Consider the following 13,976-nt stretch of genomic DNA (forward strand, 5'->3'; position numbering starts at 1 on the left):
AGCGTAACTCCCCGGCGCGGGGCAATGTTTCCGGTTGGCCAAGGTAGTGGTTTACCCGGGCCGGAAGGCGGCATTTGCTACAGGCCGGCGCTTAGGTGCGCTTATCGGTTAGCCACTTTTCCAGGTCGGTAGGTACGTAGGCCAGCATTTTGTCGATGAGGCCGGCGGGTGAGTCGTCCTGCTGGAGCTGGGCGCGGTTTTCAGGCCGCAGGAAGCCTTCCTCTACCATCTTATCCAGGAACTGCAGCTGGTGGTCGTAGAAGCCCTGCACATTGAAGACCCCGCTGGGCTTTTTGTGCAACCCCAGCTGACCCCAGGTCAGCACCTCAAACAGCTCTTCCAACGTGCCGAAGCCGCCAGGCATGGCAATAAAGCCCTCGGCCAGGTCGGCCATCAGCAGCTTCCGCTCGTGCATGCTTTTCACGATATGCAGCTCGGTCAAGCCCAGGTGAGCCAGCTCCTTGTCGGCCAAAAAGTCGGGAATGACGCCGATGCTCTTGCCGCCGTTGCGGATGACGCTGTCGGCCACGGCACCCATAAGGCCTACCCGGCCCCCGCCGTAGACCAGCGTAATGCCGCGCTGGGCCAGCTCCTGCCCCATCAAGTCGGCCTGCTGGCGGTACACTTCATTGAATCCGGGGCTGGCCCCACAGTAAACGGCAACGCTTTTCATATCAGTAGTGTGGTTGTTGAAACGAGCAAAAAAAGCCCCTCCTTTCGCAAAGAGGGGCTTTTCAGTAAACTTACATACGCTCCGGCACCTCGATGCCGAGCAGCTTCATGCTGGCCTTGATGGCGCGGCCCGTCTGCACCGACAGCGCCACGCGGAAGGCCCGCTTGGCCTCGTCGGGCTCCTGCAGCACCTGCACTTCGGCGTAGAAGCGGTTGTAGGCCTTGGCCAGATCGTAGGCGTACTGGGCAACAATGGCGGGTGAGAAGGTGCGGGCCGCCTCGGTTACCACGTTGGCATAGCGGGCCAGCTCCTCAATCATTTCCCGCTCCGACTTCTGCAAGTCGCCGATGCTCAGGAAGTCCGCGCTGGTGCTGATACTCATCTGCTCGGCCTTGCGGCGCAGCTGGGCAATCCGGGCGTGGGAGTACTGAATGAACGGCCCCGTGTGCCCTTCCAAGCTTACCGATTCCTCGGGGTTGAACAGCATCCGCTTCTTGGGGTCGACTTTCAGCAGGTAATACTTCAGGGCGCCCAGGCCCAGGGTATTGAACAACTGGTCCTGCTCGGCTTCGGTCAGGCCCTCGATTTTGCCTTTTTCCAGGGTAGCGGCTTTGGCGGCTTCCACCACTTCGCGTACCAGTTCGTCGGCATCTACCACCGTGCCTTCCCGGGTTTTCATCTTGCCCGTGGGCAAATCCACCATGCCGTAGCTCAGGTGGTGAATGGCGGCGGCGTAGGGCTTTTCCAGCTTCTGGAGCGTGGCCTGCAGCACCTGCATGTGGTAGTTCTGCTCGTCGGCAATAACGTAGATGCTCGAATCGTAGTGGAAATCAGCATACTTCAGCTCGGCCGTGCCCAGGTCCTGGGTCAGGTACACGCTGGTACCGTCCGAGCGGAGCAGAATCTTCTGGTCCAGGCCTTCGGCAGCCAGGTCCACCCAGGTCGAGCCGTCTTCCTTGCGGTAAAACAAGCCCCGGTCCAGGCCTTCCTGCACCCGCTCCTTGCCCAGCAAATACGTGCCCGACTCGTAGTAGAACTTGTCGAAGTCCACGCCAATAGCGGCGTAGGTGGCGTTGTGGCCTTCGTAGACCCAGCCGTTCATCTGCCGCCACAGGCTCACCACTTCCTCGTCGCCGGCCTCCCACTTCTGCAGCATGTCGCGCGCGTCGAGCATCAGCGGGGCGGAGGCCTTGGCCTTGTCTTCGGCCACGCCTTCCGCTACGAGCTGCTGCACCTGCTCGCGGTAGTGCTTCTCAAATAGCACGTAGTACTTGCCCACCAGATGGTCGCCCTTGATACCGTCGCTCTGGGGCGTTTCGGCGTGACCGAAGCGCTGGTAGCCCAGCATCGACTTGCAGATGTGAATACCCCGGTCGTTGACCAAGTTCACTTTGGACACGGTGGCGCCGGTGGCTTTCAGAATCTCGGCCACGGAGTAGCCCAGGAAGTTATTGCGCAAGTGGCCCAGGTGCAAAGGCTTGTTGGTATTCGGCGAGGAATACTCCACTACCACATTCTGGGGGCCGCCAGTGAGCACCGGGGCGCCGTCGGGCTGCTGCACCAGGCTCTGAAACAGGCTCAGCCACTGCTGGTCGGCCACTTCCAGGTTCAAAAAGCCCTTCACCACGTTGAAGCCGCTGATGCGGGCCTCGTTGGCAGTCAACCATTCGCCCAGACCCTGCCCGATTTGCTCAGGGCCTTTGCCCAGGACTTTGGTCAAGGAGAAGGTAACGAGCGTGAAGGAGCCCGCGAATTCCTTGCGCGTGGGCTGAATCACGAGCTGCTCGGGGGCAACGGTAACGCCAAAAACCTGCTGTATGGCCGCGCTCAGCGCCGCTCTGATATCCTGTTCGAGTTGTTGCACGGGGTGCTAGTTAAAAAGGAGCTCCGCCGTAGGCTCCGGGAAATCCGGCGGATATGCTGGCGCAAAAGTAACGGAAGCCGCGCCGGGTTCAAACACGAACCTGCAAGGCGGCCGGCAGTCTTTACCTGGCCCGCTTTACAGCTCCCTTCCTCTGTCATCCTGAGCCTTAGCATCCCGCGCATTAAGGGGCGTAACCTACCTGCTCTACCCCATTGCCTGTTCTTTAACAGACAAAAGCCCTTTCCCACCAATGCGGAAAAGGGCTTTTTACATTGAATCATGCTTATCAGGACCGGGAGAAAGGTCCTTCGCTCTGCTCAGGATGACAGACGAGTTAGGTTCGGTTCGGAAAAACAACCACCAAACTCGATTGGTATACACAGCACGTTTTTTCGACAAAATCGATACTTACAGCTAGTATACACATTTTCATAAATGTTCATTCAGTATACTAAACCTCATGAAGTTTGGTATACTGAATGAACAATTAAAATTATATGCTTACCACGTTCAACCTGCCACAATCAGCGGCAATTCTCTACCGGCTAGTCACGTCTTCCATGCGCAGGCGCTCCAGAATGGCATCCGTGGAAGCTTCCAGAATATCGAAGGCATTCTTAGCCATGGTATTCTCGTTGTCCAGGGTCGGGTTAATTTCCACCATTTCGAAGCACACCACCCGGTCGTTTTCCAAGAGGGCGCGGCACAGGCTGACGGCTTCTTCCACGTTGAGGCCATCCACGACGGGAGTACCGGTGCCTTTCGAAAAGCGCGAGTCTAGGGAGTCCACGTCGAAGCTGATGTAGACCAGGTCGCAGAAGCGCAGCCGCTCGTAGATTTCGCGGGCCACCTGCCGGGGTCCCTTGGCCTTAAACTCGGGCAGCTTGAAGTTTTTGATGCCCAGCCGGTCGATGACGGCGTCTTCCTCGTGTTCGGTGTCGCGCACGACGACATATACCAGGTGCTCGGGGCTGAGCTTGGGGCCGGCCTCACCCAGATTCTGCAGGCGGCGCCAGAAAAACTCGGTTTCCGGGTCCAGCTCGTTGCGCTGGTGCTCACGGTTGTCCTCGTTCAGGGCCATAGCCAGCGGCATGCCGTGAATATTGCCCGATGGCGTGGTATAAGGCGAGTGGATATCGGCGTGGGCATCAATCCAAACGACGCCGAGCGTCTTGTAGGGATAAGCCGCCTTGATGCCGGCAATGGTGGCGGCGGCATTGCTGTGGTCACCAGCCAGCACTACCGGGAATTCGCCGAACCGGAGCGTTTGCTCGACGGTGCCGGCAATGGCCTTTTGCACGGTGTACACCGAATCGATGTGCTTGGCAAAAGGAAAATGGTTTTTGTCAAACAAGACCTGGTTCTGATCCGGCACGGCGACGGCGTTGAAGCGGCGGAAATAGTCAGATCCTTTGTTCAGGCAGGCAATCCGAAGGGCATCAACCCCCAGACTGGCCCCGCGAGTACCGGCCCCGAGTTCGGAGCGGACTTCGATGAGCTTGATGCGACGCATATTTACATGGGCAGAAAAAAGTTAAATGGTTCTGATGCTTGCCGATTGATGGGCCCCCGACCCCCTCAGGCTTGGCGCGGACAGACCTTCCGCCGCGACCAACGAACAAAGCATAACCAAAACCCCGCGCGCGGGGTATCTTTGCGGGCACTAAGTTCGGAAAGTTGGTTGTTAGTTGCTAGTTGTCGGTTGTCAGAATTGTTCTGCTTACTGCCAACCAACGGCCCCACTACCAACCGACAACCAGCAACTGACAACTAACCTCGTCAATGGATACCTACCACGACCTGATTTCCCAAACCTTCGATTTTCCAACCCAGGAGTTTCACGTCGAGCAGAATGAGCTGCGCTTCCACGACATCGACCTGATGGCGCTGGTAGAAAAGTACGGCACGCCGTTGCGCCTCACCTATTTGCCCAAAATCACCTCCCAGATCCAACGGGCCAAGGAGTGGTTTCGGGTCGGCATTGAAAAAACCGGCTACCAGGGCCAGTATTCCTACGCCTACTGCACCAAGGCCTCCCACTTCAGCTTCGTGGTGGAAGAGGCCCTGAAAAACGGCGTCCATATCGAAACCTCGTCCTGGTTCGACACCAATATCATCCGGGCCATGTACGACAAGGGCCGGGTGACCAAGGACACCTACATTATCTGCAACGGCTTCAAGCCCGAAGCCTACAAGTCGGAAATCACGCGCCTCATCAACGACGGGTTCGTGAACTGCATGCCCATCCTGGACTCGCCCAACGAGGTGGAATACTACCACGACAACGTGCGCGAGAAGTGCAACCTGGGCATGCGCCTGGCCTCCGATGAGGAGCCCCGCTTCCAGTTCTACACCTCCCGCCTGGGCATCCGTTACGCCGACGCTATTCCGCTTTACGAGCAGAAAATCAAGGATGACCCGCGCTTCGAGCTCACGATGCTGCATTACTTCATCAACACCGGCATCAAGGACACGTCCTACTACTGGTCGGAGCTGAGCCGCTTCGTGCACAAGTACTGCGAGCTGCGCAAGGTGTGCCCCACGCTGACCACCATCGACATCGGCGGCGGCCTGCCCATCCAGACTTCCATTCAGAAGGAGTACGACTACCCCTACATGATTGAGGAAATCCTGCGCACCATCAAGCGGATTTGCGGGGAGGAAGGCGTGCCCGAGCCCAATATCTTCACCGAGTTCGGCATTTTCACCGTGGGCGAGTCAGGCGCGACCATCTACAGCATTCTGGATGAGAAGCTGCAGAACGACAAGGAGCTCTGGTACATGATTGACGGCTCGTTTATCACTAACCTGCCCGACACCTGGGCCCTGAACCAGCGTTTTATCATGCTGGCTCTGAACGGCTGGGAGAAAAAGTACAAGAAGATTCAGCTTGGCGGCTTGACCTGCGACTCCCAGGATTACTACAACGCCGAGAAGCACATCTATCAGGTGTTCTTGCCCGAGCGTAAGCCCGCCGACGCTCAGCCGCTCTACGTGGGCTTCTTCCATACCGGGGCCTACCAGGAAAGCCTCTCGGGCTACGGCGGCATTAAACACTGCCTGATTCCGGCCCCGAAAATGGTCATTCTGGACCGCGACGCCGACGGTAACCTCACCGACCGGGTGTTTGCCGAGCAGCAGGAAGGCGAATCGATGATGCGGATTCTGGGCTACCAGAGTTAAAATAACGCTGTAAATTTCTGGTCCGGATGGTTGAAGGTCCGGACCAGAAATTGTACTTTTGGTGCTGAACTAGTTTCTCTTACAACACTTTTGGTTTTTCCTGGGATGAAAAAGCTACTCTTATTGGCCTCCGTGGCCCTAGTTGGTCTGAGCGCCTGCAACAAGACGAAATGCCCCGCTTACAGCAGCATGAAAGACGCGAACCGCGTCTCGTCGACCATCACCGCCACCACGGCTACGCCCACTGAGCGCCAGTAGGTTTCGGTAGCTTTTGAGCTAGTCCCGGCCTGATATACGCCGGCTTTCTGCTTAGCAGGAAGCCGGCGTTTTGTTTGGATGAAATCGGCTGGGCCAACAGTGAACGAATGAGTACAATTTGAAGGTTAGGAAATCGTTACCAATTGGTAAATCATTTCCCACCTCTTCCATTCGCGTATTGCCTAATACTGTAGATTGTACTTAAGCATGAAAAAACTGTTGATTGCAGCTGTTGGATGCCTCTCTTTCTTCAGCTCCTGCCGCACGAAGTGCCCGGCCTACTCCGCCACGAAACCCGCTACCCAAGTTGCCGAGCCCATCACGGCCAGCAACGAGCAAACGCCGGTTCGCCAGTAATTTTTGGCTTTCTCTACTATGGTAAGAGCCGATTTCCGCAGCGGAAATCGGCTCTTGGTTTTTAGGGCCACTACCGAATCAAAGTCCTGCGAGAATAATATCCGTAGCCCCGCGCAAATCGGGAGCGTACAGCGCGGGGCGGACTTCCTCGCCCTCCCCTACCAAAATACCCCGCACGCCCACCTTGGCGCCAGCCTGCAGGTCGCGGAGCCGGTCGCCGACAATCCAGCTCTGGGCCGGGTCGATGCGGAAGCGGGCTATGGCTTTTTCCAGCATCAGCGAGTCGGGCTTGCGCATCAATGACTCGCTCACGCTGGGGTGGGCACTGGCGAAGTAAAAGGCGTCAATGGCATTATCACAGGCTTGCTGCAGCTTCTGGTGGCAGGCGTGCACCTGCTGAGCCGTATACAAGCCCTTGGCAATACCGGCCTGGTTGGTGACCACAATCAGGCGGTAACCGGCGGCTTTGAGGCGGGCTAGGCTTTCGGGCACGCCGGCGGCAATGACAAATTCCTCCAGCTGCCACACGTAGTGGCCGATTTCGTGGTTCAAAACGCCGTCCCGGTCCAGAAACACGGCTTTGGCACGAGAGGTGGGCTCAACTGCATCTGTAATCATACGGCCAAAGCTACGGATTACGGCCTGAGGGCACCTAACTGCCCGGCGCGGGTTACCTTTACGGCATATTAACGGTAGTGCACCATGCGGATTGCAATTCTTGGGGGCGGTATTTCGGGCCTTACTCTGGCCTTTTACCTGCAGCGGGCCGGTGTGGCCTACGACCTATTTGATGCCAGCCCCTTGCCCGGCGGCAATATCCGCTCCGAACACCACGACGGCTACCTGCTCGAAACCGGCCCCAATTCTCTGCAGCTCAGCGACGAGCTCAGTGACTTACTCGAACACGCAGGCCTCACCGACCAGCTGCAGGACACGGCAGCTGTGAGTGCCAACCGCTACGTGTTGCGGGCGGGTAAGTACCAGCAGCTGCCCGGCTCTCCGCCCGGTCTGCTGCTGAGCGGCTTCTTTAGTCTGAAGGCCAAGTTCAACATCCTGCGCGAACTACGCCGCCCGGTACAAACGCCAGACCCTACCGAAACCCTGGCTGGCTTCTTCCGCCGCCGCTTCGGCCCCGAAATCGTGGATTACGCCCTGAACCCCTTCATTTCGGGCATTTACGCCGGCGACCCGGAGCAGCTGTTGGTGCACAAGACTTTCCCCAGGATGGTGGAACTGGAACAGACCCACGGCTCGGTGCTCAAGGGCCTGGCTAAAAGCGGCACACCCGGCACCCGGCGCCGCATCATCACCCTGCGCGACGGGCTGCAAACCTTGCCCAAAACCCTGGCGGCTCAGCTCACCAATGCCCACTTCGGCACGGCCGTAACCCAGCTAACCCGCACCCCGGAAGGCCAGTACCAGCTGACGACCAACGGCGAAACTCAGCCCGCTACGCCCTACTCGGCCGTGGTGCTGGCCCTGCCTACCTACGCGGCAGCACCATTGCTGCAGCCGCTGTATCCCGCGGCCGCGGCCGCGCTGGAGGCCGTGTATCACCCGCCAATGACGGCCGTGTATACGGCCTACCACCGCGCCGACGTAGCTCACCCGCTCGATGGTTTTGGGGCCCTGCATCCCAAAGTAGAGCAGCCTTACGCCGCCGGCAGCATCTGGACTAGCTCCATTTACCCAAATCGGGTGCCCGACGGACACGTTTTGTTTACCACGTTTGTTGGAGGTACGCAGTACGAGGCGCAGGCGCGGCAACCGGCCGAGCAGCAGCTGGCCCAGGTGCACGCCGAGTTGAGCCGTTTTTACGGCGTCCGGGCAGTGCAACCCCTGTGGCAATACCGGTACTCTTGGGAGCGGGCCATTCCGCAGTTCGACCACCGCATCGTGGCGGCGCACGCGGCGGCCGATGCCCTGGTGGCCGACGGTATTTACAGCACGGCCAACTGGCGGGCCGGTGTGGGCGTGCCCGATTGCATTCGCCACGCTCGGACCTTGGCCGAAAAAATTGCGCAGGGCGCAAACTGAATCTTTATCTTTGACCAACTATGAATGATGGGCTCGTCCTGATACCAACCTATAATGAGCGGGAAAACGCGGAGTTGATTATCCGCAAAGTGTTTTCCCTGCCCAAAGGCTTTGACGTGCTCGTTATCGACGATGGCTCGCCCGACGGCACCGCCGAGGTGGTGCGCGGCCTGCAGCAGGAATTTCCCGACCGTCTATTTCTGGAAGAGCGCAGCGGTAAGCTGGGTCTGGGCACGGCCTATATCCACGGCTTCCGGTGGGCCCTGGCACGCAACTACCAGTACATCTTCGAGATGGATGCCGACTTCTCGCACAACCCCGAAGATCTGGTCCGCCTCTACGAGGCCTGCGCCGTGGATGGCTACGACATGGCCATTGGCTCGCGCTATATCCAGGGGGTAAACGTGGTCAACTGGCCCATGGACCGGGTGCTGATGTCGTGGTTCGCCTCGGCGTACGTGCGCCTGATTACCGGCATGCCCATTGCCGACGCCACGGCCGGCTTCAAATGCTACACGGCCCGGGTACTGCGCACCATTCCGCTGGACCGAATCCGTTTTGTGGGCTACGCCTTTCAGATCGAGATGAAGTGGCTGGCTTACAAGTATGGCTTCCGCATCAAGGAAGTGCCGATTATCTTCACCGACCGCACCCGGGGCACGTCCAAGATGACCAAGGGCATCTTTCAGGAAGCGCTGTTTGGGGTAGTGCAGATGAAGCTCAGCAGCCTGTTCCGCACCTTCGAGCGGATACCAGCCGGCACTCCGGCGCCCACTGTTTCAGCTTCCGCCGCAACCCCGGCCCGCGAAACCAGGTAAGCCTTCCTACGACGGCATAGGCCGCGTATGCTGCGCTTATGGAAAACTCCCTCGCCTTCTGGGTAGGCTTCAATGCCTTTGTGCTCCTGATGCTGATGCTCGACCTGCTGGTGTTCAACCGCAAGGCGCACGTGGTCCGCATCCGGGAAGCCCTGGGCTGGAGTGCGTTCTGGATTGCCCTTTCCCTGGCCTTCAACTATCTGGTGTACCGCACTATGGGCCAGCAGGCCGGCCTGGAATTCCTGACCGGCTACCTGATTGAGAAGTCGCTGAGCGTCGACAACCTGTTCGTCTTTCTGCTGATTTTCACCTACTTCAAGGTGCCGCAGGAATACCAGCACCGTATTCTGTTCTGGGGCGTCATCGGGGCCCTAGTGCTGCGGGCCGTGTTTATCCTGGCCGGAGCGGCCTTGCTGGCCAAGTTTCACTTTCTGATGTACGTGCTGGGTGCCTTTTTGGTGTACACCGGCATCCGGATGGCTTTGAGTGCCGGGGAGCCCGAAATCAACCCCGACGACAACCCCGTGGTAAAGTTTCTGAGCCGCCACTTGCCCATCACCAGCAAGATGGAAGGCGGCAAGTTTTTCGTGCGCAAGGAGCGGCTGCTGTTTGCCACGCCCCTGTTTGTGGTGCTGGTGATGGTTGAAACAACCGACGTGGTCTTTGCCGCCGACTCGATTCCGGCCATCCTGGCTATTTCCCGCAACACGTTTATTGTCTATACCTCCAACGTGTTTGCTTTGCTGGGGCTGCGGGCCCTGTATTTTGCCCTGGCTGGCCTCATGCAGCTGTTTCACTACCTGCACTACGGCCTGGCCCTGATTCTGGTCTTTATCGGCGGCAAGCTGCTTTTGGCCGAGTTCTACGAGCTTCCCATGACCATTTCCTTGGGCGTAGTGGGAGTGCTGCTCCTGGGTTCGGTGGCCTTGTCCTTGCTCTTTCCTAAAAAGGATTCTCCCCTTATTCCGCCGGCTCCGGAAGAATAGCGGCAGTTACGGCTATTAGGACCAAAGAAAAGCCCCGGCAGTTGGCACTGTCGGGGCTTTTCGGGTTTATGCGCCGGGCTTACTGCTTGGGCGGCGGGGTCGTTGCCGGCGGAGTAGCGTTGGTGTTCACGCCGGCGTCGGGGGCTTCTCCACCGAGCAGGTCAATCAGGTTGAGGGGCTGCTCAAACTGGGTGGAGTCGGGGGCAAACACGGTGCGGGTCGTATCGGGGCGCACGGCGCGGAAGATGGAACTGTGGGCACGGCCGGGGAAACTCAGATTATAGGTCACACTTTCCCGGTCGCCTTCCGAAATCATGCCTTTGCGCTCCATCAGGTCGGCAATGAGGCGGTGGAAATAGCGGGCCGCACTGCGCATTTCGCCGTACTGGTTAAACGACATCTGGAAGCGCTTGGGCCGCGGAATAATGCTGGCCAAGTACAGGCTTTCCGACAGGTTCAGGTTGCTGGGCTGCTTGTCGAAATAGAAGCGTGCGGCCTCATTTACGCCGTACACTTTCGGGCCCCACTCGATGATATTCAGATAGACCTCAAACATCCGCTCCTTCGATACCAGCCGAGTGTTTTCGATAAGCCACACAATCAGGGCCTCTTCGATCTTGCGGGTCACGGTTTTCTGCCGGGTCAGAAACACATTCTTAATTAGCTGCATCGACAGCGTACTGCCGCCACGGGCAAAGCGCTTTTCCTTGATGTTCTGAATGGCCGACTTCACAAACGCCTTTTCCATGAAGCCCTTGTGGGACATGAAGCGCGGGTCCTCGGCCGTCATGATGGCGTTTTTCAGGTAATTGGGCACCTCGCTGTAGGGCGTAAACTTCGGGTTGGAAGGACCCACCGAGAAGGTTTTAATAGAGTCGCCGTCGTCGTTGTAGGCCGTGTAGGAAAAGTCTTCGTTGAGCTTGTTCAGATTCTCGCGGCCGAAGCGGCTGATGCGAAAATTCTTGGGTGTCAGACCAGAGTTGAACTCCAGGCTGTCGAGCTGGTTCATGTCCAGGGCCAGATGCAGGCGGTACGTGAGCGTGCCTTCGCCCTGCATGCCTTCCAAGGTGTTGAACATGCCTTCGGGCAGGGCCTCGAAGAAAGTGTTGGCCGGGGTCTCCGCCGATTCCACGTCGGCATTTACCTGCAGACCAGCCAGCGCCTCACTGCGGCTGCGCAGCCCGTTCACCATTTTACCAATTACCCGCTGGTTCACCGGCAGCTTGCGCACGCTCATGACGGGGAAAAACTCCATGCGGTTCAGGGTCACTTTCGTGCCCTTATCCAGGGCGGCAAAGGCCTGGCCCAGACGGGCCACAAAGTCGATGCCGCCGCGGGGAAAACGCACGTCACGGTCCGAGAGCTTGGGGTGGTTTACAATGAAGTTGGCCGCCGAGGCCGTACCGCGCACCGTCAGCTCGTCGTCGTCGAGGTCCTTGTCGGTCAGGCTCAGGCGCAGCGTGTCGAATTGCACCCGGGCTCCGTAGCGGCGCAGCACGTAGGGCAGCACCACCGGCCGGCGCTCCAGGCCGAACACCTCGGCATTGAGGGCGTAGTCGCCGGGCTCCACATGGCCCTGCACCCCGACGCGGTTCTCGACCGAGTCGATGACGGCCGTCACCTGCCCGCTGATGTCGCCGTCCTCGATAGCCAGCCGGGGCATGGTGATGCGGGCCCGGTGGCGCGGGCTGTCGAACGTAACCAGGAAGTTGCGAAAGTCGGCTTCCTCGGGAATATTGTCGAAGCTGCCCTCCAGCAGTTGGTTGACCAGCAGGCCATAGTTCACGCCCTTCGTGGTATCGCGCGGAGTGGCAGGCTGGGCACCTTTTTTCTTATAGAGAAAGGAGAAGTTGTCGGTGGTGGCCGTTTTGCGGGCCGTGAGCTGAGCGTCGTTGATTTCGAGGTTGCTAAACACCGGGCGGCCGGCAAACAAGGACCGCACGCTCAACGACACGGTCATCTGGCGGGCTTGCAGCAGCGTATCGGTGGGCGCGGCCGTAGGCACCATGCTCATACCGGCAATACCCACGGTATTGAGGTCGGTAAAGCGGGCCTTCCCCAGGGTCAGGGTTACTGGATATTTCCGCTCTACTTTGGCTTTTGCCCGTTGCAGAGCATAATCCAGAAGCTGCTGTCGTTTGAGCAAGAATACGCCCAGGGCCACGCCGAGCAACACCGCGAGGATGCCCAGACCGATGCCTATTTTTTTCTTAGTAGCTGAAGTCACGCGAACGAGGAGAGGAAGAAAAGAGCGGTAGGCGTATGCCAATGTTGTGCCGAACCCGCTGCCGCCCGGGTAACAAAGGTAGCGAAAACCGCTGCGCTAACCGTAGCCGCGCCGCCTCATTCGCTACCTTTGGGCTCTCTGGCCAACTTCTTTCTACGCATGACTGCTGCTGCCGACTACGCCGCCCTTTCCCCGCTCACTGCCGTTTCTCCCCTCGACGGGCGCTACCGCCGCCAAACCCTGCCCCTGGCGGCCTACTTCTCCGAGCTGGCCCTGATTCGCTACCGGGTGCTCATTGAGGTCGAATATTTTATTGCCCTCTGTGAATTGCCTTTGCCCCAGCTACAGGGCGTGGATGAGGCCGTTTTTGGCCAGCTACGCGGCATTTACAAGAACTTCTCCCAGGCCGAGGCCGAGGCCGTGAAGGCTCATGAAAAGGTCACGAACCACGATGTAAAGGCCGTGGAATACTTTCTGCGAGACCAGTTTTCGGCCCTGGGTTTGGGTCAGTACCTGGAGTTTATCCACTTCGGGCTGACTTCCCAGGACATCAACAACACGGCTATTCCGCTGAGCCTACAGCACGCGCTGCTGCACACGCTGCTGCCCGCCTATGCCCAGGTACGCAACCAGCTGGCCACCCGCGCCGCCGATTGGGAAACCATTCCGATGCTGGCCCGCACTCATGGGCAGCCGGCTTCGCCAACGCGGTTAGGCAAGGAAATCCAGGTGTTTGTGGCCCGGCTCGATGCCCAGGTAGAGCTGCTGGCCCAGGTGCCGTTCGGGGCCAAGTTTGGCGGGGCCACCGGCAACCTGAACGCCCATCAGGTAGCCTATCCGCAGGTCGACTGGAAGCAGTTTGCCGACGTATTCGTCAATAACCGCCTGGGCTTGCACCGCAGCCAGCCCACCACCCAGATTGAGCACTACGACCACCTGGCGGCCACCTGCGACGGGCTCAAGCGCCTCAACAACATCCTCATCGACCTGGCCCGGGACGTATGGCAGTACATTTCGATGGGTTACTTCAAACAGACCATCAAGGCCGGGGAAGTGGGCTCGTCGGCCATGCCGCACAAGGTCAACCCGATTGACTTCGAAAACGCCGAGGGCAACCTGGGCGTGGCCAACGCCGTGCTGGAGCACCTGGCGGCCAAGCTGCCCATCAGCCGCCTGCAGCGCGACCTGACCGACTCCACGGTGTTGCGCAACCTGGGCGTGCCGCTGGGTCATATCCTGATTGCGCTGACCTCTTTGCAGCGTGGCCTCGATAAGCTAGCCCTGGATGAGGAGGCTTTGCGCCGCGACCTGGACGCCAACTGGGCCGTGGTAGCCGAGGCCATCCAGACGGTGCTGCGGCGCGAGAATTACCCCGACCCCTATAATGCGCTGAAAGCGTTGACCCGCACCGGCGAGGCTATTTCGCAGCACAGTATCCGGGAGTTTATTGAGACCCTGACCGTGGACGAAAGCGTGAAGCAGGAGCTGCGCGCCATTACGCCCCATACCTACGTGGGCATCTAGCGGGCCCGGGGCTGTTTATTCTGACTGGCTTTACCAATCTTACATTCCT

Annotated in this window: 11 protein-coding genes; 6 read left to right on the top strand and 5 right to left on the bottom strand. The window is 58.9% G+C overall.

Features of this window, described 5'->3' with window-relative positions; translation table 11 throughout:
- Positions 1-91 precede the first annotated feature (91 nt).
- The 3 genes from MUN80_RS23000 to MUN80_RS23010 form a co-directional block, all read right to left on the bottom strand.
- Positions 92-673 carry an LOG family protein gene (locus MUN80_RS23000; RefSeq protein ID WP_244716736.1) on the bottom strand — a complete coding sequence of 194 codons (582 nt, stop codon included), beginning with the start codon at positions 671-673 and terminating at the stop codon, positions 92-94.
- A gap of 70 nt (positions 674-743) precedes the next feature.
- Positions 744-2,537, bottom strand: a complete 1,794-nt coding sequence (argS, locus tag MUN80_RS23005; RefSeq protein WP_244716738.1) for an arginine--tRNA ligase — start codon at positions 2,535-2,537, stop codon at positions 744-746.
- A 538-nt stretch (positions 2,538-3,075) separates the two neighbouring features.
- Positions 3,076-4,050, bottom strand: a complete 975-nt coding sequence (locus tag MUN80_RS23010) for an arginase (protein WP_244716740.1) — start codon at positions 4,048-4,050, stop codon at positions 3,076-3,078.
- A 269-nt stretch (positions 4,051-4,319) separates the two neighbouring features.
- Here MUN80_RS23010 and MUN80_RS23015 point away from each other — a divergent pair, with 269 nt between their 5' ends.
- Both MUN80_RS23015 and MUN80_RS23020 read left to right on the top strand, forming a co-directional pair.
- Complete coding sequence (locus MUN80_RS23015) at positions 4,320-5,720, top strand: type III PLP-dependent enzyme domain-containing protein (protein WP_244716742.1); 1,401 nt, start codon at positions 4,320-4,322, stop codon at positions 5,718-5,720.
- Between the two features lie 105 nt (positions 5,721-5,825).
- A complete protein-coding gene (locus MUN80_RS23020) occupies positions 5,826-5,978 on the top strand; it encodes a hypothetical protein (RefSeq protein WP_244716744.1) in 153 nt (50 codons plus the stop codon).
- A gap of 435 nt (positions 5,979-6,413) precedes the next feature.
- On the opposite strand, the gene MUN80_RS23025 is transcribed toward MUN80_RS23020, so the two are convergent.
- Positions 6,414-6,953 carry a D-glycero-alpha-D-manno-heptose-1,7-bisphosphate 7-phosphatase gene (locus MUN80_RS23025; protein WP_244716746.1) on the bottom strand — a complete coding sequence of 180 codons (540 nt, stop codon included), beginning with the start codon at positions 6,951-6,953 and terminating at the stop codon, positions 6,414-6,416.
- Between the two features lie 84 nt (positions 6,954-7,037).
- Between MUN80_RS23025 and hemG the strand changes: the two genes are divergently transcribed.
- From hemG to MUN80_RS23040, 3 genes are read left to right on the top strand one after another with little or no spacing between them, the layout of a single operon-like run.
- Positions 7,038-8,372: a protoporphyrinogen oxidase gene (gene hemG, locus MUN80_RS23030; RefSeq protein ID WP_244716748.1), complete on the top strand. Its 1,335-nt coding sequence runs from the start codon at positions 7,038-7,040 to the stop codon at positions 8,370-8,372.
- 20 nt (positions 8,373-8,392) lie between these two features.
- On the top strand, positions 8,393-9,190 hold the full coding sequence (locus tag MUN80_RS23035) for a polyprenol monophosphomannose synthase (RefSeq protein WP_244716750.1): 798 nt from the start codon (positions 8,393-8,395) through the stop codon (positions 9,188-9,190).
- Positions 9,191-9,228: 38 nt separating this feature from the next.
- Positions 9,229-10,176, top strand: a complete 948-nt coding sequence (locus MUN80_RS23040) for a TerC family protein (RefSeq protein ID WP_244716752.1) — start codon at positions 9,229-9,231, stop codon at positions 10,174-10,176.
- A 79-nt stretch (positions 10,177-10,255) separates the two neighbouring features.
- Here MUN80_RS23040 and MUN80_RS23045 read toward each other — a convergent pair whose 3' ends face one another.
- A complete protein-coding gene (locus MUN80_RS23045; RefSeq protein WP_244716754.1) occupies positions 10,256-12,403 on the bottom strand; it encodes a transglycosylase domain-containing protein in 2,148 nt (715 codons plus the stop codon).
- 159 nt (positions 12,404-12,562) lie between these two features.
- On the opposite strand from MUN80_RS23045, the gene purB reads away from it, so the two are divergent.
- Positions 12,563-13,927, top strand: coding sequence for an adenylosuccinate lyase (purB, locus tag MUN80_RS23050; protein WP_244716756.1), 1,365 nt, complete (start codon positions 12,563-12,565; stop codon positions 13,925-13,927).
- Positions 13,928-13,976 lie beyond the last annotated feature (49 nt).

Source organism: Hymenobacter cellulosivorans (assembly GCF_022919135.1).
Classification (GTDB): Bacteria; Bacteroidota; Bacteroidia; order Cytophagales; family Hymenobacteraceae; genus Hymenobacter; species Hymenobacter cellulosivorans.

Excerpts from the sequence above, each read along its gene's own strand:
- MUN80_RS23040 (WP_244716752.1), top strand. The coding sequence starts at position 9,229 with ATGGAAAACTCCCTCGCCTTCTGGGTAGGCTTCAATGCCTTTGTGCTC.
- hemG (WP_244716748.1), top strand. The coding sequence starts at position 7,038 with ATGCGGATTGCAATTCTTGGGGGCGGTATTTCGGGCCTTACTCTGGCC.
- MUN80_RS23025 (WP_244716746.1), bottom strand. The coding sequence starts at position 6,953 with ATGATTACAGATGCAGTTGAGCCCACCTCTCGTGCCAAAGCCGTGTTT.
- MUN80_RS23015 (WP_244716742.1), top strand. The coding sequence starts at position 4,320 with ATGGATACCTACCACGACCTGATTTCCCAAACCTTCGATTTTCCAACC.
- MUN80_RS23035 (WP_244716750.1), top strand. The coding sequence starts at position 8,393 with ATGAATGATGGGCTCGTCCTGATACCAACCTATAATGAGCGGGAAAAC.
- purB (WP_244716756.1), top strand. The coding sequence starts at position 12,563 with ATGACTGCTGCTGCCGACTACGCCGCCCTTTCCCCGCTCACTGCCGTT.
- MUN80_RS23010 (WP_244716740.1), bottom strand. The coding sequence starts at position 4,050 with ATGCGTCGCATCAAGCTCATCGAAGTCCGCTCCGAACTCGGGGCCGGT.
- MUN80_RS23020 (WP_244716744.1), top strand. The coding sequence starts at position 5,826 with ATGAAAAAGCTACTCTTATTGGCCTCCGTGGCCCTAGTTGGTCTGAGC.
- MUN80_RS23000 (WP_244716736.1), bottom strand. The coding sequence starts at position 673 with ATGAAAAGCGTTGCCGTTTACTGTGGGGCCAGCCCCGGATTCAATGAA.